At 59.8% G+C, this 22,356-nt stretch carries 19 protein-coding genes; 11 read left to right on the top strand and 8 right to left on the bottom strand.

From position 1 onward, the window contains the following. Window positions 1-169: 169 nt before the first annotated feature. The 8 genes from ACZ0AJ_RS11305 to tssK form a co-directional block, all read right to left on the bottom strand. The gene (locus ACZ0AJ_RS11305; RefSeq protein WP_499454853.1) at window positions 170-526 is read right to left on the bottom strand and encodes a hypothetical protein; all 357 of its coding nucleotides are present in this window, start codon (window positions 524-526) and stop codon (window positions 170-172) included. A 47-nt stretch (window positions 527-573) separates the two neighbouring features. Further along, a complete protein-coding gene (locus tag ACZ0AJ_RS11300) occupies window positions 574-966 on the bottom strand; it encodes a lysozyme inhibitor LprI family protein (protein ID WP_499456778.1) in 393 nt (130 codons plus the stop codon). A gap of 394 nt (window positions 967-1,360) precedes the next feature. Continuing rightward, complete coding sequence (locus tag ACZ0AJ_RS11295) at window positions 1,361-1,702, bottom strand: DUF2345 domain-containing protein (RefSeq protein WP_499454565.1); 342 nt, start codon at window positions 1,700-1,702, stop codon at window positions 1,361-1,363. A 220-nt stretch (window positions 1,703-1,922) separates the two neighbouring features. Next, on the bottom strand, window positions 1,923-2,717 hold the full coding sequence (locus ACZ0AJ_RS11290; protein ID WP_499454564.1) for a hypothetical protein: 795 nt from the start codon (window positions 2,715-2,717) through the stop codon (window positions 1,923-1,925). Between the two features lie 81 nt (window positions 2,718-2,798). Further along, window positions 2,799-3,842: a DUF2515 family protein gene (locus ACZ0AJ_RS11285; RefSeq protein WP_499454563.1), complete on the bottom strand. Its 1,044-nt coding sequence runs from the start codon at window positions 3,840-3,842 to the stop codon at window positions 2,799-2,801. Window positions 3,843-3,873: 31 nt separating this feature from the next. Further along, window positions 3,874-6,723: a type VI secretion system Vgr family protein gene (locus ACZ0AJ_RS11280; protein WP_499454850.1), complete on the bottom strand. Its 2,850-nt coding sequence runs from the start codon at window positions 6,721-6,723 to the stop codon at window positions 3,874-3,876. Further along, a complete protein-coding gene (gene icmH / locus ACZ0AJ_RS11275) occupies window positions 6,720-7,499 on the bottom strand; it encodes a type IVB secretion system protein IcmH/DotU (RefSeq protein ID WP_183558409.1) in 780 nt (259 codons plus the stop codon). Before icmH ends, ACZ0AJ_RS11280 begins: the two co-directional genes overlap by 4 nt. Window positions 7,500-7,509: 10 nt before the next feature. Then, the gene (tssK, locus tag ACZ0AJ_RS11270; protein WP_499454559.1) at window positions 7,510-8,856 is read right to left on the bottom strand and encodes a type VI secretion system baseplate subunit TssK; all 1,347 of its coding nucleotides are present in this window, start codon (window positions 8,854-8,856) and stop codon (window positions 7,510-7,512) included. A gap of 239 nt (window positions 8,857-9,095) precedes the next feature. Between tssK and ACZ0AJ_RS11265 the strand changes: the two genes are divergently transcribed. The 11 genes from ACZ0AJ_RS11265 to ACZ0AJ_RS11215 all read left to right on the top strand — a co-directional run bounded on the left by ACZ0AJ_RS11265 (window position 9,096) and on the right by ACZ0AJ_RS11215 (window position 22,349). Next, window positions 9,096-9,671 carry a tetratricopeptide repeat protein gene (locus tag ACZ0AJ_RS11265; RefSeq protein ID WP_499454558.1) on the top strand — a complete coding sequence of 192 codons (576 nt, stop codon included), beginning with the start codon at window positions 9,096-9,098 and terminating at the stop codon, window positions 9,669-9,671. A 66-nt stretch (window positions 9,672-9,737) separates the two neighbouring features. Continuing rightward, window positions 9,738-10,247 carry a type VI secretion system contractile sheath small subunit gene (tssB, locus tag ACZ0AJ_RS11260; RefSeq protein WP_499454557.1) on the top strand — a complete coding sequence of 170 codons (510 nt, stop codon included), beginning with the start codon at window positions 9,738-9,740 and terminating at the stop codon, window positions 10,245-10,247. 3 nt (window positions 10,248-10,250) lie between these two features. Next, window positions 10,251-11,735 (top strand): type VI secretion system contractile sheath large subunit, encoded by a 1,485-nt coding sequence (gene tssC / locus ACZ0AJ_RS11255; protein ID WP_499454555.1) that lies wholly within the window; start codon window positions 10,251-10,253, stop codon window positions 11,733-11,735. Between the two features lie 27 nt (window positions 11,736-11,762). Further along, window positions 11,763-12,254 carry an Hcp family type VI secretion system effector gene (locus tag ACZ0AJ_RS11250; protein WP_183558457.1) on the top strand — a complete coding sequence of 164 codons (492 nt, stop codon included), beginning with the start codon at window positions 11,763-11,765 and terminating at the stop codon, window positions 12,252-12,254. Between the two features lie 102 nt (window positions 12,255-12,356). Continuing rightward, on the top strand, window positions 12,357-12,854 hold the full coding sequence (gene tssE / locus ACZ0AJ_RS11245; RefSeq protein WP_499454552.1) for a type VI secretion system baseplate subunit TssE: 498 nt from the start codon (window positions 12,357-12,359) through the stop codon (window positions 12,852-12,854). A 1-nt stretch (window position 12,855) separates the two neighbouring features. Further along, window positions 12,856-14,700: a type VI secretion system baseplate subunit TssF gene (tssF, locus tag ACZ0AJ_RS11240; protein ID WP_499454846.1), complete on the top strand. Its 1,845-nt coding sequence runs from the start codon at window positions 12,856-12,858 to the stop codon at window positions 14,698-14,700. Further along, window positions 14,664-15,746 (top strand): type VI secretion system baseplate subunit TssG, encoded by a 1,083-nt coding sequence (tssG, locus tag ACZ0AJ_RS11235; protein WP_499454844.1) that lies wholly within the window; start codon window positions 14,664-14,666, stop codon window positions 15,744-15,746. The genes tssF and tssG overlap by 37 nt, the downstream gene beginning before the upstream one ends. Window positions 15,747-15,806: 60 nt before the next feature. After that, entirely contained in the window at window positions 15,807-18,470 is a 2,664-nt protein-coding gene (gene tssH, locus ACZ0AJ_RS11230; RefSeq protein ID WP_499454550.1) for a type VI secretion system ATPase TssH, read from the top strand. 98 nt (window positions 18,471-18,568) lie between these two features. Then, window positions 18,569-21,388, top strand: coding sequence for a type VI secretion system Vgr family protein (locus ACZ0AJ_RS11225; RefSeq protein WP_499454842.1), 2,820 nt, complete (start codon window positions 18,569-18,571; stop codon window positions 21,386-21,388). After that, window positions 21,385-21,939, top strand: a complete 555-nt coding sequence (locus ACZ0AJ_RS11220) for a DUF4123 domain-containing protein (RefSeq protein WP_499454840.1) — start codon at window positions 21,385-21,387, stop codon at window positions 21,937-21,939. Before ACZ0AJ_RS11225 ends, ACZ0AJ_RS11220 begins: the two co-directional genes overlap by 4 nt. Before the next feature lie 2 nt (window positions 21,940-21,941). Then, on the top strand, window positions 21,942-22,349 hold the full coding sequence (locus ACZ0AJ_RS11215) for a hypothetical protein (protein WP_499454838.1): 408 nt from the start codon (window positions 21,942-21,944) through the stop codon (window positions 22,347-22,349). The last annotated feature ends 7 nt before the right edge of the window (window positions 22,350-22,356 follow it).

Here is a 22,356-nt window from a genome sequence, read left to right as displayed (position 1 = left end):
ACAGCCTAAAAAATTACTCGATCTACTGGGAGTCAGACTGTAACAACAAATAAATTAAGTAGCGATTACCTGAAACACAAGCGATGCCATTTACCAATCTACCGCCTTTGGTCATCTTTGCGCTGTAGGGACTGCAATCTCCGATCTGCGATATTTCGATACGACTATTCTAATGTTTGGCCATCAGTGTTTTAAATTCTTTTGACAGCCAAGGTCTGGAAGCTTGAGGTACTATGTACTCCTCCTTCGCATCTACCGACGGGCGTGTTTGGAAGCTTCCATCCTTGATTTCAATTTCCGCGACAAGCGCGACGAAGTCGGATGGCCCCGGAATATTAGCGTACTCCGGCGATCTGAATATCTCCCATTTTGCAGAAAGTACCTCATTGGGTATCGCGACAACTTTCTTTAACGCTAAAAGCTCGTTGGAGTAAAGCTTATTTTCTGTATCTTTTGAGCACGCTGTTAAAGCAGTAAGCAGCGTCAGTGCCAGAATTCTTTTCAAATGGAATAAAAAAAACATCATGTTGAACCAATTCCAGTAAGCATTGAGACCGCCTTGATTCAATTTTTCTATGGAAGCTCAAAAGTTTCATTATTCGGCAACATTCTCGAAAAGCTAAAATTCGACGCTTTTGCCTTAGTAATGCTTTTTTTAAAGATTTCTAGCTCGTTATCTCGACGTTCCGTCAAGGAAACCATACATGAGTCATGGGCGACCCCGGTGCACATTCCATTGTCACAGTTAGCTTCGGTTTCCAAATCGTCACATGTTTCGTCTCGCCAGCTTATCCAACTTATTTGAATCTTCCGTAAATTTTCTTGCTCAGCCTTATTGAGCATTTTGCGTAGAGTCGAATAAGAATGAGTAAGCCTATTATCGTGATCTTTAAATTCTTCAAAATTCCCGCAGCGTATGAGTGGTGTGTTTTCGAGCGCACAATTCTGATCGCTAAGCGCGCTCATCAAGATGCAGTTCACTTCGCAGTGTCGCTTGTCATTAGCTTTGACAGAGCATGTCAGCGCTAATAAGATAGTTGCCATTTTGATTGTCTTAGTAAATTGACGTCTCATATCGGTCCGCGTTCAAAGATTTGACTTTTAAATAAGAATAGATATACTTATTAGTTAAGATAGTTTCCAGAGTTTCTTCAGTTGCCCCTGATCATGCTCGAAACGGCAGATGAGGCCTTCAGCCGCCAATGCGCGCTGCAGAAATTCCAGGGCGCTTTCGTGGTAATGGGTCCAGATCGGCCGCATGACAAGGGACTTTGTCACATCGAACGAACAGTGTAGCTGCGGATAACTCGCAAGCGCGCACAAACCCGAAAGATTGGATAAGAGATCAAGGATGTTCTGACTATTGCCCCGCATGCAGCACGATTTTTTCTTCGGCCTTGATCTCGATAACGTCATTGACCGACACTATGGTCAACGCCTGGTCCGCCAGAATTTCTAGCTGGTCCATATGTGCCTGCAGCGATATCGGCCCATTCGCCGCCACCGCCTGAATCCCGCAATGATGCGTCAATAACCCGGTCGCAGTCGCGGACACCGAGGCAACTATGTACGCCGTCATATGTAAATCCGCCTGTGTCGTCCACTGCAATTGCCCAACCGCGAACACCACGGTCGATACCGGCGTCGCCCAATTGATGCTGTTTGGCCCTTCCATTAGCACAAGAAGCGCAACAAATTTCACTCCCGAATGAATGCTAGACTGAGATATAGAAATCTCTATGTCCACTGTTAGGCGTCTTTATCCCGTAAGTGAGTGTGGCATCATGGTCGACATCTATGCCCTCAAGTAATAATTCAAACAAGATGAGATTAGGATTGATTTCCAATGCAAGCGAGGTCCTCTCCGATTAATGGAAATACTCCAGCATATATTCCAGATTTTTCATAGTTAGACAGACAGATCAGTCATCGCCAGAAACTATTGGGGGTTTTGGGTTCGTATATGTCTTGTCAATTTTTATACCGGTTTTTTCTAGCGAATTTTCTAGATGTCTGCGGCGCTCAGCAGAGTTTTTGAGTTCGCCGGGTAGCAGTAATTTCCATGGATCAGTCGCGCTGGGGTCAATAAATTCTTTAAAATATGCAACGTCCGATTTAATTGAGTATCGTACTATATAAGTCATGGATTTTTGGTCTTCTAATTCTGCTGCACTTCTAACAAAACTCACATCAAGAAAAACTTTTCCTTTTTCAAATTCCCATGATGTAAGGTTTTCTATTTTCATCCATTCATCAATATTTAGTTCATAATCTGCATCTAGCGTTGTTGGATTTCCGGACTCTAACAGATAGTTCAGCATATCCCTCCCCCTTAATCGGGGGGCAGTAAAAGGAATTATAGGTGACCAACCTGAATTTTTTATTTGCCTGAGTATTGAAAAGAATTCTTTTCTCGCATCCTCGTGAGAAATTTTATCAGCATCAGTAATGCTTGATGTAATAACTATCTGATAGATGCCCAAATTTTCTTCCTCATTGTTTTCGCTTCCGATCAGCCCTAGTACTCTGTCGAACGCGAAACTACTGTCATTCATATCTAGCTTGACTATTCCCTTCGCGTTTGCTTTCCAATTGATTTGATAAAATGTAAGACCAGCAGGTTGTCGCTCAACTCTTACAATTTCCGGATACTGATTTTTAAAATCTGCTCCCGGTTGATTAATTTTAACTGTTATTGGATTTTTTTTATCAACCATGTTTTCTCCGGTAAATTTTTTATCGCAGCTGCAGAGTGCTAAGCAAAATATTGCAACTAAAGTTATACGTTTCATATCGCATTATTTAATCAGATCTTTTGCGAACCTTCCAAGTTCACGAGATTTGTTTTTTATGATTTCCATATTGGTAGGAGTATCTGGTAAGTCTTTCCAATCTGCCATAATTTTCAACTCTGCTTCCATAAAAGACCGCTTGTTTAACATCAGTTGATGAAATTTTTCCGCAGCTAATAAAATCCAACTAATCCTGCTTGCCAAGTTTTCTAACTCTGTTTCATCCGGAGCAACAGATTTTAAGCTAGCTTCGTTACTTGAGCATAAGTGAGTAAAAATCAATTCAACTGTCGGGCTAGCCCAGTTCGCATACCATGCCCTCTGCAGTTTTATCCGATTAGAGAATGATTGATTTTTATAAATTAGCGGTTGTAATATGACGCCTTGTTCATGGTTTGCGATATCAATTAGATGGGCAAGCTGGATCCTTGGACGTTCTCTCGGCATAGCTCGTTCGTACTCTGCCACTTTCTTGAAAGCCGACAACACGTACTTGGACGGTGAAAAATTTTTTATTACCGGTAGTGCCTCTGATTGCCAAGGTAGATTTTTTATTTGCTCTTTTACCGGACCAACATATTTTTTTGCGTCTCTAGATGGTGCGCATTGGTCGAATGTCATGCGATGCATGTTGTGATACCAGTGCCAGCCGCTAATGTCGCAAAATAACCAAAAATTCCCCTTCCCCAACCCATCCCATACTGTACTGTCAAAAGGAGTCATGCCTCTGACCTGCCACGCATCAAACGTACATGCGACTGTCTTGCTGGCGAAAGCACCTAGTGCCATCCAATAATATCTCCCTTTATATTTTGTGTTTCCGCCGTCTTCGTTTTCCAGGTAAAATCTTGCATAGGTGGCAGCTATTCGTCTAGCTCTTACGGAATAGTTGCGAATCAGTTTCCCCTTGTGTTCTCCACTTAACGTGCATAAGCGTTTATTGCTAAACTGCTGTGCAAATGACCACATAGTATTGCAGTCGCAATTGACGTCGACATATGACTTTGGTGTTGTGTTTGTTGTCGCTGTAATATTAGTGGGGTCGTTCACTGATCACCTAATAAGGGTAAGTTGCTAGTTATCATTCCGGCTCAATTGTGAACCACTTAATAGAGAAATTCAGTTTGTCAATTGCAACGGTGGAAATTCTATCACTATGGCCTTCAGCAGCAGTTTTTGCCATATGCTTGCCATCGCGATTTTCAATGATATAATCGATGTAGGGAATTGGTACGCCGCTTGGATCTTTTAAAACAAATGCTTCATCAAAAATCTTGATTCGGGTGTCTGGCAGTTTGACGAAGTCGATATTCCGGTTTGAGCCGCCCTCGAAAACATGCTGCCCCCCCTTGACGCTGAAATTCCCCGGACAAGCAAACGTAATATTCCCGTCCTCCAGCGTTACCGACGATTGCCCCGCCTGCAGCACAATCTTCTCACTGGCCTTGATCTCGATAACATCATTGACCGAAACAATGGTGACAGCCTTATCCGCCAGAATCTCCAGCTGATCCGTATGCGCCTGCAGCGACACCGGCCCATTCGCCGCCACCGCCTGAATCCCGCCATCATGCGTAAACAACCCGGTCGCATTCGCCGACACTGAGGCGACCGTGTACGCCGCCACCATATGCAAATCTGCCTGCGTCGTCCACTGCAACTGCCCACCCGCGAACACCACGGTCGATGCCGGCGTCGCCCAATTGATGCTGCTCGGCGCTTCCATCAGAACCAGCGGCGCACCAAATTTTTCGACCGCCGCATCCGCATCCGCATCACGCGAACCAACCGCCGCCTTCAGCGCATCCTGCCCACCGACGCCGCCGCCGAACTTGCCTTTCTGCTGCGGATCGATCTGCTCGATCAATTCAACCTGCGCCTGCAACGCTTCTTTGCTCGACAGGGCCTTTTGCGCGGTTGCCGCATCGAGCAGGGTCGTTCCGAGCTCGCCCGCACCACGCAGCAATCCTATCGCCTCGTTACTATCCAGCTGCGTCGACGTCACACTGCTGCCTTGCTGCGCGCGCGCTGTCGCCGACAGCAGCACACCTTCGCCGCCGCGAACAACAGCCCACGCATCAGTGCGCAATTCAAACCCGGTCCCACGATACGCGCCGCGCTGCGCCGAGCCGGCCGCCTGCTGCACCAGATACCCGAGATTGAGCTGCGTTCCCGCGCTGCTGGTCGCCAGACGCGTGCGTAACTGCCCGCTCGTATCATCGAGCACCCACTGGTTGAATCCGCCGCCGTCGAAGTTATTGCTGTGCATGCCGGAAATCACACCGGCATGATTGATGTCGGTGTCGACGCCAGCCGAGAAGGGCGGCGTATCCGATCCGGTATATAACTGCGCGACGACCAGCGGCCGGTCCATGTCGCCTTCGATGAAATCGACCAGCACTTCGGTACCAAGGCGCGGCGTGAACTGCGAGCCCCAGTTCGGCCCGGCAAGCGCCTCGGCCACGCGCACCCAGGTACCGGATGCATCGTTGCCCGGCGCATTGCCTTTCTCGTCGGTGTCATGCGTCAACCCGCCCGAAATCGCGCCTATCCCGCGCTGCCAGGCAAACTGAATGCGCACCTGATGCTCGCGCGTGGTCGTATTGATCGTTTCCGGCAACCCGACCACAATGGCCGTCTGCGGCCCGAGCGACGCCCCCGCAAAGCGTGCAGCGGCCGCGCGCGGCACGATGGCAACTGCTTCGCGCACGCACCCGAACCGATTGCGGTAGGTGCCAGGTTCGAGCGCTTCATCGGAAAACTGCAGCAGGGTTGCCGCGCCGGCTTCGGCCAGCCCGATCAGGCGCGACAGGGCCTCACCCAGTGCCGGTTCGAGATTGTTGCGCGCCTCGTGCTCGACCCACAGTGTCTTGAAGCTGTTGTCGCCGTCGGCATAGCCGTCGTGCTGGGTCAATGTAAAACCGTGTCCGGCCGCCATGCGGCGTACGGCGCCAGCGCCTTCGAACTGTTTGTTGTCCAGCTCCAACGCCTGCAGCATGACGCGGCTGTGGGCGTCGGCCCCCGCTTTGTTGTCATGACGCCGCTCGGCGCTGCCGTCGTAAATCGACAGCGACGGCATCTCGCCGATATCCAGGCTGGTCAGCTGCTCGGCCGCGGGTGCCATCAGCTGCGCCGGATCCCAGCTGCTGATCGAAACAGCGTTGGCGGCCACGCGCCGCAGCGCGGCGAACCGGTCGATCGCGTCATCGGTGTCGCTGGCGCGCACGCCATGAAAGCGCAACGTGTCGCCGCCCGGCGTAGCGGGCAAGGCGGCTTGGCTGTTGAAGAACACGATGCTGTGCCGCGCTTGCGCTGCGCCGCCCTCGGCCGGTTCGTCGCCTTCCTGATCATGCTCGAAACGCCAGTTCAGGCCCTCGGCCGCCAGTACGCGCTGCAGAAATTCCAGGTCGCTTTCGCGGTACTGGGTCCAGATCGGCCGCACGGCCAGGGCCTGCGCCACATCGAACGAATGACGCACCTGTGGATAGTCGGCCAGCAGTTCGCCGATCAGGTCGCGCGCATCCTTGTCCTGGAAGATATAGCTGTCGCGCCGCAGCCCGAGCAGGGCCAGCGCCGGTTGCAGATGCAGCCGATAGCGGGCCAGGCCGCCGTCGGCGCCGAGCCAGGCGGCGTCGGTGCACAGGCCGTGCCAGGCGCGGCGGCTGCCGTCCGGTTGCAACAAGGTGATCGTCAGTTCTTCGCCGATGAAGCTCGCCAGGTCGAGATCGGTTGACGTCGATAATGCATCGACATCAAAACTGAACAGCTCATTGACCGCTTCGCGTCCCGTGAACCGCTCGGCCACCAGCGCCTGCGGCAACGAGGAATCCTGTGACGACGCGATCGTGATCAGGCGTGCATACTGGCTCAGCTTGACGCCAAACAGCGCATCGATCAGCGATGCGCCTGCCAGGTCGGACGGGGAGTTCACGGCAGCGTGATGGTCAGGTTGGCCTGCTTGGGCGCCAGTTTGACAACGTCGTTGTAGGCGCTCAAGGTCGTTTCGGTCGTGCTGCCCAGTGTGCCGCGCAGGGCCATGTAGCCCAGCGCGCAGATCAGTGCGAACACCGAGCACAGCACCCACAGCGGCACGTCATTGCGCAGCTTGTGGATGATCTGGTCGGGGCGCTCGGCACGCGGCGCGAAGCCGCCCGTGCGGCCTTTCATGTGGGCGATCTCGTCGCCCAGGCGCGAGGTCAGGTAATTGAGCTTTTCTTCGCCCTCGATCATGTAGCGGCCCTGGAATCCCAGCAGCAGGCACATGTGGAATACCTCGAGCGCCTGCAGGTGGGCGCTGCCGCGGGCGCGCAGGCCTTCCAGGCGGATGAAGAAATTCTCGCCGGCCAGCTGGTCACCGAACAGCACCAGTTGCAACGGGCGGCGGGCCCAGTCGTCACGGATCGCGAATGGGGAGCGCAGGATGATTTCATCGACCGCGGCGCAAAAAGCGTACTTGGCGTTGTCGATGTCGTCTGGCGTGGCGTTTTGTTTCTTGGCGCCGCGCGTGAAGTCGTCCAGGAACTGCGTGAGCTTGTTGCGGAAGTCGGCATCCGACTGCGGGCCATGGCCGTTCTTGAGCATGAACAGTGCGTAGAACCCGTCGTACATCAGGTCCATCAGCGTGTGTTCGGTACCGGGGCCGGCTGCGACGTTGGGTGAGAACGATGGCTGGCCGCCGGGGATAAGGGATGGTGCGCTGGTTGTCATAACAAGGTCTTCATGAGGTAACGGCGACGAGGTCGAGCTTCAGGTCGCGCAGGCCGGATGGGACGTAGATCGAAATCGATTGCGCCTGCAGCATGCGGTCATACATCTGACCCTTGGCATCCAGCGCAAAGTAATAGGTGTCCGGGCGCACCGGCACGGCCGCCGGTACCTGCGGTGCATGCGCCAGGCGCACGCCGGGCATGGCCGAGAGGACGAATTTTTCCACGTCGTCGGGTGCGCCGACCTTGAAGCGCAGCGGCACGATGTCCACCAGTTCCACGCCCGGCAGGTCGGCCGAGACGCCCAGGTAAAAACTGGTTTGGGCATCGATCTTGCCCGAGTCGAGCATCCCGTGGTGGTACGACGGCTTGACCTCGTTCAGGGCAATCGCGAAGTACTTCGACGAAATCACGGTATCGAGCAGTTCGCGGATGATCGCGTGCAGGCGCGCAAAGCCCGGGCCCGGATTGACGTGCTCGTACGGCGGCAGGTCGCTCAGCGACAGGCCTTTCGAGAACGTCATCAGGGCGCCGGCAAGGCTCAGCAGCGCCTCGTACAGGCGTTCCGGATGCAGCGTCGGATGATGGAAATAATGGCTCAGTGACGCGTGCGCCGAACTGGCCGTGTGCAGCAGCCAGAACGACGACATGTCGCCCGAGCGAAATTCAATGACGTTCTTGCTCGGCTCGCGGTGGTGGCCATACAGCGCGTCGACCTTCGCCTGCAGCGCATCGAGCAAGCGGCGCAGCTGCAGGAACATCAGCGGTGCGCTGCGGATCGACAGGCTCGGCGGAATGAAGGTCGGATCCTGCTCGAAGCCGCCGGTGGACAGGCGGCGCAGGCGCAGCAGCGGAATGCTCACGTATGAATCGCGCGGCTCGGCTTCCGAGATCAGGCGCAGCGATTTTTTCAGGTAGGCCAGTTGCGCGCTCGCGGCCTGCGTGTACAGGTCGGGCGTATCGGCATTGTGCTGCGCGAAGCGCGCTGCGTTGCTGGGCTGGCCGTCGGGCGCGAAATTGGCGCCGAAGTGTTTGAAGGCGGGCAGGGCGGCGTAGAACGTCAGCTCCTGCTGGTTGCGCGGAATGGCCGCCAGGTCGATCTCGGGCGGCAGGTCGTCGTCACCCGGTGCGGCGTAAATTTCGCCGTCCGGGAAGAACACCGTCAGCTCCAGCAGGCGCAGCGTGTCGTTCTGCAGCGCGTCGCGATCGACCTGCAGACCATTCACCCCCCAGCAGTACGGATGCAGTGCCCGCACGCTGTCGCGCAGGCGCGCCTCGTGGTAGCGATCCTGCTGCTGAAAGTGCTGGGGACGCAGAAAAAGTCCTTCGCCCCAAAGAAGTTTTCCAGAATTACTCATCGCACATCCTATAGACACAAAACCAATGCTCGGTTACAACTGACAAGACAATAACATTGAATATCGGGAAATTGCTATTCCGCTTCGTACCGTGCTGCACCCCCTTTACCTACGGTGCATAAGCGCTGTTCCATTTCCTGTTGTGAGCGCCGTTTCCATAATTTATGGTATTTTTTTGGAAATGACAGTAGAGCAATTGTTCGATACAACTTTGCATTAATAATTTTTTTGAGGACCGCATGACATCATCCGTACGCCTTCGCCGCCTGTTGGGCAGCGCCCTTTGTGTCATGGCACTGGGTGCCTGCAGCACCGCGCCAGTCAAGCCAGTCAAGCCATCGCTGGCCGACGTGATGGGTAAAGCCGCCGCCGCCGATGCGGCCGGCCAGAAGGAAGCCGCCATTGCCTTGTGGCGCGAAGCTGCCACCGCTTACCCCACCGACAAGACGCCATGGACGCGTATGGCGCAAACGCGCTACGACGCCGGCCGTTATGGCGAAGCCATCGTCAATGCCGAAGAAATCCTGGTGCGCGATCCCAACGACCAGGTCGCCAACAGCATCATCGCGGTCAGCGGGCTGCGCCTGTCGACGCGCGCGCTGGCTGACCTGAGCCGCCAGAACAATCTGTCCGGTTCGCTGCGCACCGAGTCGCAGGACCTGGCCAAGCTGCTGCGCGAAAGCCTGGGCGAGCAAGTGCTGGTGCCGCCGGCACCGCGTGCCCGCGCTGCCACGCCGGCCACCCGCACACCGGCGCGCAAGGGCGCCAAGCCAACCACGGATACGAGCGCCAATCCGTTCGATGCATTGAAATAATTCAGCTGTCGTCTCAAGCCATCGGCGCCGCCAACGCGCCGCCGTTCATGTGAAATGGGGAAGGTCATGTCAAAAAAAGAAAGTGTTCAGAAGCGCCTGCAAAAAGTGCGTCCACCGCGGGTCCAGATGACGTACGACGTCGAGATCGGTGATGCGATCGAGAACAAGGAGCTGCCATTCGTGATGGGTGTCGTCGGTGACTTCGGCGGCCAGTCTGAGATCGAGCAGAAGCGCCTCAAGGAACGCAAGTTCGTCAACATCGACCGCGATAACTTCGATGAAGTCATGAAAGGCGTCGAGCCGCGCGCGGCCTACCGCGTGTCCGATGAACTGGGCGACGGCACGGGCCAGTTCTCGGTCGACCTCAAGTTCAAGTCGATGGCCGACTTCCGCCCTGAAGCCGTCGTCGAGCAGGTCGAGCCGCTGCGCAAGCTGCTCGAAGCGCGCACCAAGCTTGCCGATCTGCGCAACAAGATGGCCGGCAACGACAAGCTGGAAGACATCCTCAGCGACGTGCTGAGCAGTACCGAAAAGCTGGCCGAACTGGGCCAGCAAACTCCTGCCAAGAAAGACTGAACCATGTCTCTCCAAACCTCGTCCCAGGCCGCCGGCGCGGCCACCACCGAACTCGCGCTGCTCGACCAGATCGTCGAGCAGAGCAAGGTGGCCAAGTCCAGTACCGAGCATGCGCGCGCCAAGGACATCATTTCCGAGCTGGTGTCCCAGGTCATGGAAGGCACCGTCGTGGTGTCGAACAACCTGGCGGCCACCATCGATGCCCGTGTGGCCGAACTCGACGCGATGATTTCGCGCCAGCTCAGCGCCATCATGCACGCGCCCGAGTTCCAGAAGCTCGAAGGCAGCTGGACCGGCCTGAACTACCTGGTCAAGAACACGGCCACGGGCCAGAACCTCAAGATCAAGATGCTCAACGCGACCAAGAAAGAACTGGTCAAGGATTTCCAGAGCGCGCTCGAATTCGATCAGTCGACGATGTTCAAGAAGGTCTACGAAGAAGAATTCGGCACCTTCGGCGGCGCCCCGTTCGGTGCGCTGCTGGGCGATTATGAAATTACCCGCCAGCCCGAAGACATGTACTTCATCGAGCAGATGTCGCACGTGGCCGCTGCCTCGCATGCACCGTTCATCTCGTCCGCTTCGCCGGAGCTGTTTGGCCTGGAAACCTACAGCGACCTGGGCAAGCCGCGCGACCTGTCGAAGGTGTTCGATACCGTCGAATACGCCAAATGGAAATCGTTCCGTGAGTCGGAAGACGCACGCTACGTTGGCCTGACGCTGCCACGCTTCCTGGGCCGCCTGCCGTTCCATCCGGCCGATGGCGCCACTGTCGACGGCTTCAATTTTGTCGAGGACGTCGACGGCACCGACCACGAAAAGTACCTGTGGTGCAATGCCTCGTACGCGTTCGGCGCACGCCTGACGACGGCGTTCGAGGACTTCGGCTGGTGCGCAGCGATCCGCGGCGTCGAAGGCGGTGGCCTGGTCGAAGACCTGCCGACCCACACCTTCAAGACCGACGAAGGCGAAGTGGCCCTGAAGTGCCCGACCGAAATCGCCATCACCGACCGCCGCGAGAAAGAGCTCAGCGACCTGGGCTTTATTTCACTCGTGCATTGCAAGAACACCGATTACGCGGCGTTCTTCGGCGCCCAGTCGGCGCAACGCGCCAAGAAATACAACAGCGATGCGGCCAATGCCAATGCGGTGCTGTCGGCCCAGCTGCAATACATTTTTGCCGTCTCGCGCATCGCCCACTACATGAAGGCGATGATGCGCGACAAAATCGGCAGCTTTGCATCGGCTGCCAATGTTGAAGATTTTCTGAATCGCTGGCTGACCCAGTACGTCCTTCTTGACGACAACGCCAGCCAGGAACAGAAAGCGCAGTTTCCGCTGCGTGAAGCATCGGTGCAGGTATCCGAGGTACCCGGCCGTCCCGGCGTGTACCGCGCGGTGTCGTTCCTGCGCCCGCATTTCCAGCTCGACGAGCTGTCCGTGTCACTCCGCCTGGTTGCGGAGCTGCCGCAATCGACCAAATCTTAATCACGAACATTCTGCGAAGGAACTAGCATGGCTATTGACGTATACCTGCAAATCGACGGCATCAAAGGCGAATCCACCGACACCTCCCACAAGGACTGGATCGAATGCCGTTCCGTCCAGTGGGAAGTGCTGCAGCCGAAATCGGCAACGGCATCGACCGGCGGCGGCCACACGGCCGAGCGTACCGAGCACAAGGACATCGTGATCGCCAAACTGGCCGATCTGGCGACCCCGCTGCTGCTGCAAAATTGCTCGTCGGGTAAAACGATCCCGAAAGCCAAGATCGAATTCCTGCGCGCCGATGGCCAGGGCGAGCGCATCAAGTATTTCGAGATCGAACTCGAAAACGTCCTGATCAGCAATGTGTCGCCACGCGTTGAAGCCGGCGACATCCTGTCGGAGAACCTGTCGCTGAAATACTCGAAGGTGAAGTGGAAGTACACCCAGCAAAAAGTGGGCGGCGGGTCGGGCGGCAATACCTCGGGCGGTTGGGATCTGTCGGCCAACAAAACGGCTTGATGATCCGGTAGTGCACTTTCGGCGCACCCGGGTGGCAGGCTTGCCGCCCGGGTGCGCCGTGCAGTTGATGTAGTCGTCATACCCACGCTATCCAGGAGCCACATGAAGGGTTTTTCGCCGGGACTGTTTGACCGCTTGATGGAGGGCAGCACGCGCAGCGCACCGCACGGCGCGCCGGCAGCCGTCACCCGACTGTCGATCGAGGAACTAAAGGACAGCGTTGCCCGCGACCTGGAAGCACTGTTGAATACCCGCGCCGCCATTGGCGACGACCGCATCCGCGCCTTTCCGGAATGCGCGCGCTCGATCATGACCTATGGCCTCAAGGATTTTGCTGGCCTGAGCCTGTCGAGCAGCGACGACCGCGCCTACATCTGCGCCTGCATCGAAAAGACGATCGGCCGCCACGAACCGCGACTGCGCAATGTGCGCGCTGCGCTCGTGGTGCAGGAGGGCACGATCAATCGCCTCAATTTCGCCATCACGGCGCTGCTCGTGCTGCATGCCGAGCAGGAACCGGTCAATTTCGACGCCGTACTGCAGCCATCGAGCTTGCACTACACGATCAGCAAGGCGCGCCGCCTGGCGCAAGGAACCTGAAGTGGAAGAACTGTTACCGTATTACGAACGCGAGCTGGGATTCCTGCGCCGCTATTCACGTGAATTCTCCGAGCGCTATCCGAAGATCGCCGGGAACCTGCTGATGGGCGGCGAGGTCTGCGAAGACCCGCACATCGAGCGCATGATCCAGTCTTTCGCATTGCTTAATTCGCGCGTGGCCAAACGCCTCGACGACGATTATCCCGAACTGACCGAAGCACTGTTTGAAGTGCTTTATCCGCATTACCTGCGGCCGTTTCCATCGTGCTCGATCGCGCGCATGGATTACAGTGCGAGCGCCGCCCAGCTCACCACCGCCAGCACGATGGCGCGCGGCACCGAGCTCGATACTCGCGCCGTCAAGGGCGTGGCCTGCACCTTCCGCACAGCCTATCCCGTCACCATCGCGCCGCTGGCGCTGAGCCACGCAGCGTTCCACCCGATCATCGACGCGCCGGAAGCCGTGATGCTGCCACCCGGCGTGAGCGCGAGCATCGCCATCGGCATCGAGACCACGGCGGCCCAGGTCACGCTCGGGCAACTGGGCGTGGGCGCGCTGCGCGTGTTCATCGATGGCGAGCCATCGTTCTGCGCCGCGCTGCGCGACACGCTGTTCATGCGCACCGTGAAAGCCTGGGTCGAGCCGGATGGCAGCGGGCGCTGGTCGCCGCTTGGCGCGATCCCGCTGGCGCCTGCCGGCTTTCGCGAAGACGAATCGCTGATTCCGTTCTCGGCGCGCTCGCATCCGGCCTACCGCCTGCTGACCGAATACTTTTGCTTCCCCGAGAAATTCAACTTTTTCGACATCGACCTGGCCGCCATCGTGGCGGCGCTGCCGGCCGGCTGCAAGCGCTTCACGCTGCATCTGGGCCTGTCGGGCCTGCGCACCGATTCCAACACGGCGCGCATGCTGGGCACGATGTCGACCAATAACCTGCTGCTGGGCTGCACGCCGGTCGTGAACCTGTTCCGCCAGCGCGGCGAGCCGATTCGCCTGACGCACGCGAGCGCCAGCTACCCGGTGCTGCCCGAAGCGCGCCGCGCGTATGCCTACGAGGTGCAATCGATCGATTCGGTCAAGCTCGTGCGCCAGACGCCGCAGGGCGAGTCGGTCACCGAGTTCCGCCCGTTCTACTCGCTGCGCCACGGCGAATCGCCGAGCAAGCATGGCCACTACTGGGTCATGCGGCGCGACGAACTGGTGGCGCTGAAAAGCCCGGGCTACGAAACCGAGATTTCCATTGTCGACATCGACTTCGATCCGGCCGTCATCGAGACCGACACGCTGAGCCTGGAGCTGACCTGCACCAACCGCGACATCCCGGCGTCACTCAGCTACGGCTTGCCGGGCGGGGACCTGTTTTTGGAAGGCGGATCGAGCGTGCGCAGCATCGCATTCCTGCGGCGGCCGACGCCGGCGCAGCGCTTCGAGCGCGGACGCGGCGCGCACTGGCGCCTGGTGTCGCACCTGGCCTTGAACCACCTGTCGCTGGCCGGTGCCGGCGTCGACGCGTTCCGCGAAATGCTGACGCTGTACGATTTGCCGCGCTCGGCGATCTCGCAGCGCCAGATCCGCGGCATCGCTGCGATCGATTCAAAAGCCGCCAACGCCTGGTTGCCGGGCAATCCGTTCGCCAGCCTGGTGCGCGGCATCGAAGTGCGCCTGACGATCGACGAAGAAGCCTTCATCGGCAGCGGCATTCACGCGTTTGCCCACGTTATCGAATGCTTCTTCGGCCTGTACGTGCACGCCAACAGCTTCGTGCAGCTGGCGATCGTTTCCAAGAAAACCGGAGAAGAGATTTGGCGATGCGCACCCCGCAGCGGCGATTTGAACCTAGTGTAATCGAGCGCCTGTTCGAGCAACCGTACCGCTTCCAGTTCTTCCAGGCGGTGCGGATGCTCGAGCTTTGGCTCAAGAAGCATGGCCTGCCGCGCGAGGGCGCGGTGGCCAGCTTTTTACGCTTTCAGAATTCACTGTCGCTCAACTTCCCGGCCAGCCAGCTCGAGGCGATGGACACCGAGCCGCGCGCGCTGGCCAAGGACAGCGCTGCCCTGGGCGAGGCGCTCCGGCGCGGCGAGCTGAAATACATCCGCATTACGCCCGCGTTCATGGGCTTTCTTGGTACCGCCGGCGCCTTGCCCGCCCATTACACCGAACGCATTGCGGCGCACGCGCTGTACGAACGCGATGACGGCCCGCGCGCATTTCTCGACACTTTCTCGAACCGCACGCTGGCGCTGTTCTACGAAGCCTGGCGCAAGTACCGGCTCGAGCTGCAGTACGAAATCGACGGCAAGGACCGCTTCCTCCCGCTGCTGCTCTCAATGGCCGGCCTGGGCAACCACGCGCTGCGCCATCGCCTGTCCGATGGGGGCGAGGGCGTGCTGGACGAATCGGTCGGCTACTTCGCCGCCGCGATGCGTCACCGGCCCGCGTCGGCTGCCATGATCGGCAAGGTCTTGAGCGACTATTTCGGCGAGCCGATCAACGTCACGCAATTCATCGGCGCCTGGTACGACGTCCCGCCCACGCAGCAAACGACGCTGGGCGGCACCAATGCGCAGCTGGGCATGAGCGCATTGGTCGGCGGGCGCGTCTGGCAGCGCGACCTGCGCATGCGCCTGACCGTCGGGCCGCTCGATCGTGCCGGCTTCGATGCCTTCTTGCCCGGCGGCCTGGCCGCGCGGGCGCTGGCGAAGATGCTCACCATGTTCACCGGCCTGACGCTGGAGTACGAAGTGCACATCGTGCTGCGCGCGCCGGACGTCGACGGCGTCACGCTCAGTGAAGAACGCCATGGCGGGCGCCTGGGCTGGGACAGTTTTCTCTGCACTGCGCCGGAAACGCGCGACCGCGACGACCTGCGCTACGAACTGGCAACCGTCTAGACACACACCGATTCTCTCACCCTCAACCACACCATCACATTACAGAAGGACTCGCGCGCAATGAGCATCAACCTGAAGACGCTGATCGGCAAGCTCAATGACACCAGCCGCACTGCCGCCACACGCGCCGCCAGCATCTGCGTGGGCTTAGGCCAGTTCGAGGTGGACCTCGAACACGTGTTCCTGGCGCTGCTCGAGCAGCCGCGCAGCGACCTGGCCGTCATCGCGCGCAAGAGCGGCATCAGCCTGCCGATGCTCGAAGCCGACCTGCACGCCGAAGTCGCGCGCCTGAAAACCGGTAACACGCGCACGCCCGTGTTCTCGGCGCGCCTGCCGAAGCTGTTCGAGAATGCCTGGCTGATTGCTTCGCTCGACGTGCGCGCTGGCCGCGAGAGCAGCATCCGCAGCGGCCACCTGCTGCAGGCGCTGCTGACCGACAGCGAACTGGCGCAGCTGGCCTACCGCAGCTCGGCGCTGTTCAACAAATTCAACGTCGATGAACTCAAGCACAAATTCGATGTGGTGACTGAGGGCTCTCAGGAGGCGATGGGCCCGGCGGCGGATGGCGAAGAGGATGCCGTCCCAGGCGCGGACCCGGTCGGCGAACTCGAAGGCCAGGGCGCTGGCAAGACGCCTGCGCTGGACCAGTTCACGACCAACCTGACCGCGCGCGCGCGCGACGGCAAGGTCGATCCGGTGATCGGCCGCGACATGGAAATCCGCCAGGCAGTCGACATCCTGATGCGCCGTCGGCAGAACAACCCGATCCTCACGGGTGAAGCAGGCGTCGGTAAAACCGCTGTCGTGGAAGGCCTCGCGCTGCGCATCGTCGAAGGCGACGTGCCTGATGTGCTCAAGGGCGTCGAGATCCACACGCTCGACATGGGCCTGCTGCAGGCCGGGGCCAGCGTGAAGGGCGAGTTCGAAAATCGCCTCAAGAACGTGATCGACGAGGTCAAAAAGAGCCCGCACGCGATCATCCTGTTCATCGACGAAGCGCACACGATGATCGGTGCCGGTGGCACGGCCGGCCAGAACGATGCTGCCAATCTGCTCAAACCCGCGCTGGCACGGGGCGAACTGCGCACGATCGCCGCGACCACCTGGGGTGAATACAAAAAGTATTTTGAGAAAGACCCGGCACTGGCGCGGCGCTTCCAGGTGATCAAGGTGGAAGAGCCGAGCGAGGAACTGGCCTGCGCCATGCTGCGCGCGATGGCGCCGCTGATGGAAAAGCACTTCAATGTGCGCGTCTATGATGAGGCAATTACTGAAGCAGTGCGCCTGTCGCACCGCTATATCAGCGGGCGCCAGCTGCCCGACAAGGCGATCAGCGTGCTCGATACCGCCTGCGCCAAGGTGGCGCTGGGCCAGAACGCCACGCCCGCGCTGCTCGACAACCTGGCCAAGCGCCTGGATCGCATCGATGCCGAGATCGCGTCGCTGGCGCGCGAAGAAAGCGGCGGCGCCAGTCATACCGCGCGCCTGGCCGAATTGCGCGCAGCGCGCGGCGCGGCCAGCGACGAACACGGCACGCTGGCAGCGCGCTGGGAGATCGAAAAAGGGCTGACCGAGAAAATCCAGGCCGCCCGCGGTGAACTGGAAGCGGGTGCGCAAGAGGGCGGCAAACCGGGCGACGCCGCCGGCGTACAGGCCCTGATGACCGAGCTGCGCGCGCTGCAGGGCGAGACCCCGATGGTACCGGTGCAGGTCGACGGTCACGTGGTGGCCGAAATCGTCGCCGGCTGGACCGGTATCCCGCTCGGCAAGATGGTCAAGGATGAAATCAAGACGGTCCTCAAATTGAAGGACCTGCTGGAAGAACGGGTGCTGGGCCAGTCGCATGCGATCGAAGCCGTGGCGCAGCGCGTGCGTACATCGCGCGCTAACCTGGACGATCCGGACAAGCCGAAGGGCGTGTTCCTGTTCGTCGGCCCGTCCGGCATCGGCAAGACCGAGACGGCGCTGGCGCTGGCTGACGTGCTGTATGGCGGCGAGCGCAAGCTGGTCACGATCAATATGAGCGAGTACCAGGAAGCGCACAGCGTGTCGGGCCTGAAAGGCTCGCCGCCAGGTTACGTCGGGTATGGCGAAGGGGGCGTGCTGACCGAAGCGGTGCGGCGCAACCCGTACAGTGTCGTGCTGCTCGACGAGGTCGAAAAGGCCCACCCGGACGTGCTCGAACTGTTCTTCCAGGTGTTTGACAAGGGAGTGATGGACGACGCTGAGGGCCGCGAAATCGACTTCCGCAACACGATCATCATCCTGACCTCGAACGTGGCGTCGAGCACGATGATGGCGGCGTGCCTGAACAAGACGGTGGAAGAATTGCCAAACCCCGAAGCGCTGGAACAGCAGATCCGCCCGCAGTTGATGAAGGCCTTCAAGCCGGCCTTCCTGGGCCGCCTGAAGGTGGTGCCGTACTACCCGATCCCGGACGATGTCCTGGTGCGCATCATCGAGCTGAAACTGGCCAAGATCGCGCGCCGCATCGCTGTCAATCACAAGGCCGAGCTGACCTGGGATGCGGCGCTGGTCGAAGCAGTGCTGGCGCGCTGCACCGAAGTCGATTCGGGCGCGCGCAATGTCGACAATATTCTGAACGGCAGCCTGCTGCCGGAGGTCGCCGAATCGGTCCTGGCCAATATGGCCGAGGGCAAGACGATCTCGAAGATCAAGGTGGGCGCTGACAAGAAGGGGCAGTTCAAGTACAGCGTGAAGTAAGCAAGCAAATAAGTAAGTAAATAAGTAAATAAGTAAGCGGGCCGGCGGTCAAGCCGGTCCGATTCGACCTGGATCGGAATTTCCATGACGTTGGCTTTATGACGAATGCATTCAACCCCTCGGCGGCGGCGCTGGCAAGCGCCGTCCAGACGGCCCTTGGCGGCACGTTCAGCCAGCACCAGCGGATCATGACGCTATCGACGGTGGCGGGTCCGGACGCGCTGCTGGCTGAAAGCCTGCGCGCGACCGAGGGACTGAGCGAAGGCTTCCGGCTCGACGTATCGGCGCTGTCGCTCGATGCGGCAATCCCGCTCAAATCACTGATCGGGCAGCCGGCGCTGGTCGAACTGGGCGCCGCCGGTTTCGGCGCGCCACGCGCCTTCCATGGCCACGTTACGGGCGCCGAGCAGGTAGGGTCGAACGGCGGCTTCGCGCGCTACCGCCTGACCATCGAACCCTGGACCCGCTTTCTGTCACTGGGCCGCGACAGCCGGCTGTTCCAGGACATGACGGTGTGCGACATCCTCGACGCGGTCATGAAAAGCTACGATGGTAAGGGCCGCCTGGCGCCGGCCTGGCGCTTCGACCTGCAAGACCGCGGCGCCTACCTGACGCGCAGCGTGACCACCCAGTATCAGGAAAGCGACCTGGCGTTCATCGAGCGCCTGATGTTCGAGGAAGGGCTGTTTTACTTTTTCGAGCACGTGGGCGACGCCGCCGACCCCGCCTTCGGCAGCCATACCCTGGTGATCGCGGACCACAACGGCGCGTTCAAGCCGAATGCGCAGGCCGATGTGCGCTTCACGCAGCCAGGCGCCGTCATGCGCGAAGACAGCATGGACCGCTGGCGCACCGAGTGGCGGCAGACAACCGACGCGATTGAACTGGCCAGCTGGGACTACCGCAGCCGGTCGGTGCGCGAGGTGGCCAGCAGCACTGGCGGCGACGCCGGCCTGACCAGCCGCGACTATCCAGGCGCGTATGCCTACCCGACGCGCAAAGATGGGTTGCGCATCGCCGACCGCCAGCTCGAAGCGATTCAGGCGCGCAAGCAGGTGCACATTGGCGCCGGCACCGTGCGCACGCTGGCGCCGGGCACCACATTCACGCTGCACGACCATGCGAGCGTCGATGGCGAGACCTTCACGATCATCCACGCCCGCCACATGGCGCACAACAATCTGGACGCCGACACCGGCAATGCGCTCGCGCGCCTGTTGGGCCAGTGCGCCTTGCGCCGCGAAAACGACGCCGAGCTGGCATCGAGCCTGCACACGCTTGGCCGCAACGCGGGCGAGCGCCCCGTGTACCGCAATCGCATCGACGCCATTCCCGCCAGCGTGCCATTCCGCGCCAGCGGCGAGGGCGGCGACGGCCAACTGCTGCATCCACGCCCGCTGGTGCGCGGCCAGCAGACCGGCATCGTCGTCGGCCCGCAGGGCGCCGCCGTTCACACCGACCGCGATCACCGCGTGAAGGTCCAGTTCCACTGGCAGCGCGGCGAGGCGAGCCACAGCCGCCTGACGCACCCGACGCCCGACGGTCACGCTGGCGCACCCGGCGACGACCGCGCCGGCACCTGGCTGCGCGTCGCCACGCCACTCGCGCCCACGGCAGGCGCCAACTGGGGCAGCAATGCGCTGCCGCGCATCGGCCAGGAGGTGCTGATCGATTTCCTGGACGGGAATATCGACCGGCCGGTGGTGATCGGCGCAGTCTACAACGGCGCCGGGGCGCAGGACGCCCAGCACAACCAGGTAGCGCAGGGTGGCGGGGCAGCCACGGGCAACGCGCCGATGTGGTTCCCCGGCCAGGGCGGCGCCCACGCCCATGCGGCGGCGCTGTCAGGCCTCAAGAGCCAGGCCCTGGGCGCGAGCGCAAGCGGCGCCGGCGCGTACAGCCAGCTCGTGTTCGATGACAGCCCGGGGCAAGCACGGGTGGCACTGCAGCGGCACGCGGCGCAGCACGCGGGCACCGATGAACTGAATCTGGGGCACTTGCGGCATCAGAGCGACAACGGCTTGATGGCGGCAGCCGGGTTTGGGGCCGAGCTCAAGACCGAACACTCGGCGGCCCTGCGGGCAGGGAGCGGCTTGCTGCTGTCGACGGATGCCACGTCGGGTGGCGGATCGCAGCTGGATTCAACGAAGGCGGAAATGCTGACCGAGCAGGCAGCGACGATGTCCACCGAATTGGCGGCGCTGGCGCACAAGCACAAGGCGTTGTTGAAAGATGAGACGACGCCGGAAGCGCTGGCGGCGGTGAAGGGGCTGCAACGCAGTATCGAGACGTTACAGGCGCGCGGGCAGGGCAGTGCGCCTGCCGGCGCCGAGGGGCCGGCCGCGCCAACAGCGTATGACCAGCCGCATCTGCAGCTGTCGAGTCCAGCGGGGATTGCCGCGCTGACACCGGCGAATGCGGTGCTCAGTGCCGGGGGCACGAGCACGTTCGCTGCGGATCAGGATATCAATGCGGCGTCGCAGGGAAATGCCTATCACGCGGTACGCAGCGGCATCGGGCTGTTCACGTACGGCAAACTGACCGGTGGCGACAAGCCGAATCAAGAAGTCGGGATCCGGCTGCATGCAGCCAGCGGCAAGGTGAGCAGCCAGAGCCAGAGCGACGAAACGCGGATCACGGCCGACAAGGCGCTGACGGTGGCCAGTGTGACCAAGAGCGTCAATGTGGCGGCCAAGACGCACGTCCAGCTTGTGGCGCAGGGCGCGGCGCTCAAATTATACGGCGGGAATATCGAGATTCATGGGCCGGGGACGATGGCGTTCAAGGCGAGTATGAAGGAGTTGGCGGGGCCTTCAAGCAGCAGTTCTGAACTCAGCTTTCCCACGAGCGCGGTCAAGGGTTGTGAACAGTCGACCAGGGATGCCAGCGCAGCGCAGGCGGGATCGCAAACCTTATGAGCATCGACCTCCAGCACGAAGCAGAACCGTGGCAGCCCCACCTTCAAACACTGCACCGTCAGTTCTACGAGCATGCCAATGATCGCTGCCTGCTGTGGGTGAATCCAGCCCAGGGCGACCCTTTCGCGGATGATCCGCTGGTCGATGAGCGCCGCGTACGCGTGCCGATCCAGCATGCCAATTTCGACGTGGTGTTCGCGCCATATCTCGTGCCGCTCGACCTTGGCAAAAGCGGCGATGCAGACGTCTTCAAGCGCAGTGTGGCGATCGGATGGAGCGCCTGGGAACTCGACAGCCTGCAGGCGTTCAATGGCCAAGCGATCGGTGGATGGATTGCCAGCGATCAGCCGCCGCCGGCCTTGGCTCCGCTCCTGGCGCAGCATTGGGCTGCGAATTGTCATCTCCATTATGTCAATGGATTGACAAAGCTCTTGCGCTTTCATGATCCCAGCGTCCGCGAATGGCTGTGGCGGACGTTGACGCCGCAACAGCAAGCGCGCTTGCTTGGCCCGCGCGCTGCATCGTGGCATTCAACCGGCAGCAAGCGCTGATAATGCATGGAGTCATCGCTGCTGCGCCGGAAGTACATGAGGGTCCTGGCAAGCTGCAGCTGACCCCTGCGCAGTGGGAGCAGGTCGACGATTACGCCGTCGTACACGCCGCATGGCTGCGTTGGCGCAGCAACGTGCAGGATGCCTCGCACGGTCTGGCAAGCCGTGAGGCTTGGGAGCAAGCGCTCTTTCATGCCCTGCGTGCTGCGAGCGTGTACGGGATTACCGATCGGCAGGACCGGGAGCTGTTTGCCGTCCACGCGCTGCAGATGGGCGCCGATTTCCATGAACACGCACGCATGCTTGCAGTGTGGGAGAAGACCAGGACGGGCGACTACTATGGCGCTGCATGTGAAGAAGTATCCGGTCAACCCGCGTACGCATTGCAAGACTACCTGCATGGCAACTAACACATTA

It is taken from the genome of Telluria sp. AC161 (genome assembly GCF_979258535.1).
The sequence above is the reverse complement of the archived record's forward strand: the minus strand, read 5'-3'. Positions and strand labels throughout refer to the sequence as shown.

Excerpts from the sequence above, each read along its gene's own strand:
- ACZ0AJ_RS11220 (WP_499454840.1), top strand. The coding sequence starts at position 21,385 with ATGAGCATCGACCTCCAGCACGAAGCAGAACCGTGGCAGCCCCACCTT.
- icmH (WP_183558409.1), bottom strand. The coding sequence starts at position 7,499 with ATGACAACCAGCGCACCATCCCTTATCCCCGGCGGCCAGCCATCGTTC.
- ACZ0AJ_RS11250 (WP_183558457.1), top strand. The coding sequence starts at position 11,763 with ATGGCTATTGACGTATACCTGCAAATCGACGGCATCAAAGGCGAATCC.
- tssB (WP_499454557.1), top strand. The coding sequence starts at position 9,738 with ATGTCAAAAAAAGAAAGTGTTCAGAAGCGCCTGCAAAAAGTGCGTCCA.
- ACZ0AJ_RS11290 (WP_499454564.1), bottom strand. The coding sequence starts at position 2,717 with ATGGTTGATAAAAAAAATCCAATAACAGTTAAAATTAATCAACCGGGA.
- tssG (WP_499454844.1), top strand. The coding sequence starts at position 14,664 with ATGCGCACCCCGCAGCGGCGATTTGAACCTAGTGTAATCGAGCGCCTG.
- tssE (WP_499454552.1), top strand. The coding sequence starts at position 12,357 with ATGAAGGGTTTTTCGCCGGGACTGTTTGACCGCTTGATGGAGGGCAGC.
- ACZ0AJ_RS11265 (WP_499454558.1), top strand. The coding sequence starts at position 9,096 with ATGACATCATCCGTACGCCTTCGCCGCCTGTTGGGCAGCGCCCTTTGT.
- tssH (WP_499454550.1), top strand. The coding sequence starts at position 15,807 with ATGAGCATCAACCTGAAGACGCTGATCGGCAAGCTCAATGACACCAGC.
- ACZ0AJ_RS11215 (WP_499454838.1), top strand. The coding sequence starts at position 21,942 with ATGCATGGAGTCATCGCTGCTGCGCCGGAAGTACATGAGGGTCCTGGC.
- tssC (WP_499454555.1), top strand. The coding sequence starts at position 10,251 with ATGTCTCTCCAAACCTCGTCCCAGGCCGCCGGCGCGGCCACCACCGAA.
- tssK (WP_499454559.1), bottom strand. The coding sequence starts at position 8,856 with ATGAGTAATTCTGGAAAACTTCTTTGGGGCGAAGGACTTTTTCTGCGT.
- ACZ0AJ_RS11305 (WP_499454853.1), bottom strand. The coding sequence starts at position 526 with ATGATGTTTTTTTTATTCCATTTGAAAAGAATTCTGGCACTGACGCTG.
- ACZ0AJ_RS11300 (WP_499456778.1), bottom strand. The coding sequence starts at position 966 with ATGAGCGCGCTTAGCGATCAGAATTGTGCGCTCGAAAACACACCACTC.
- ACZ0AJ_RS11225 (WP_499454842.1), top strand. The coding sequence starts at position 18,569 with ATGACGAATGCATTCAACCCCTCGGCGGCGGCGCTGGCAAGCGCCGTC.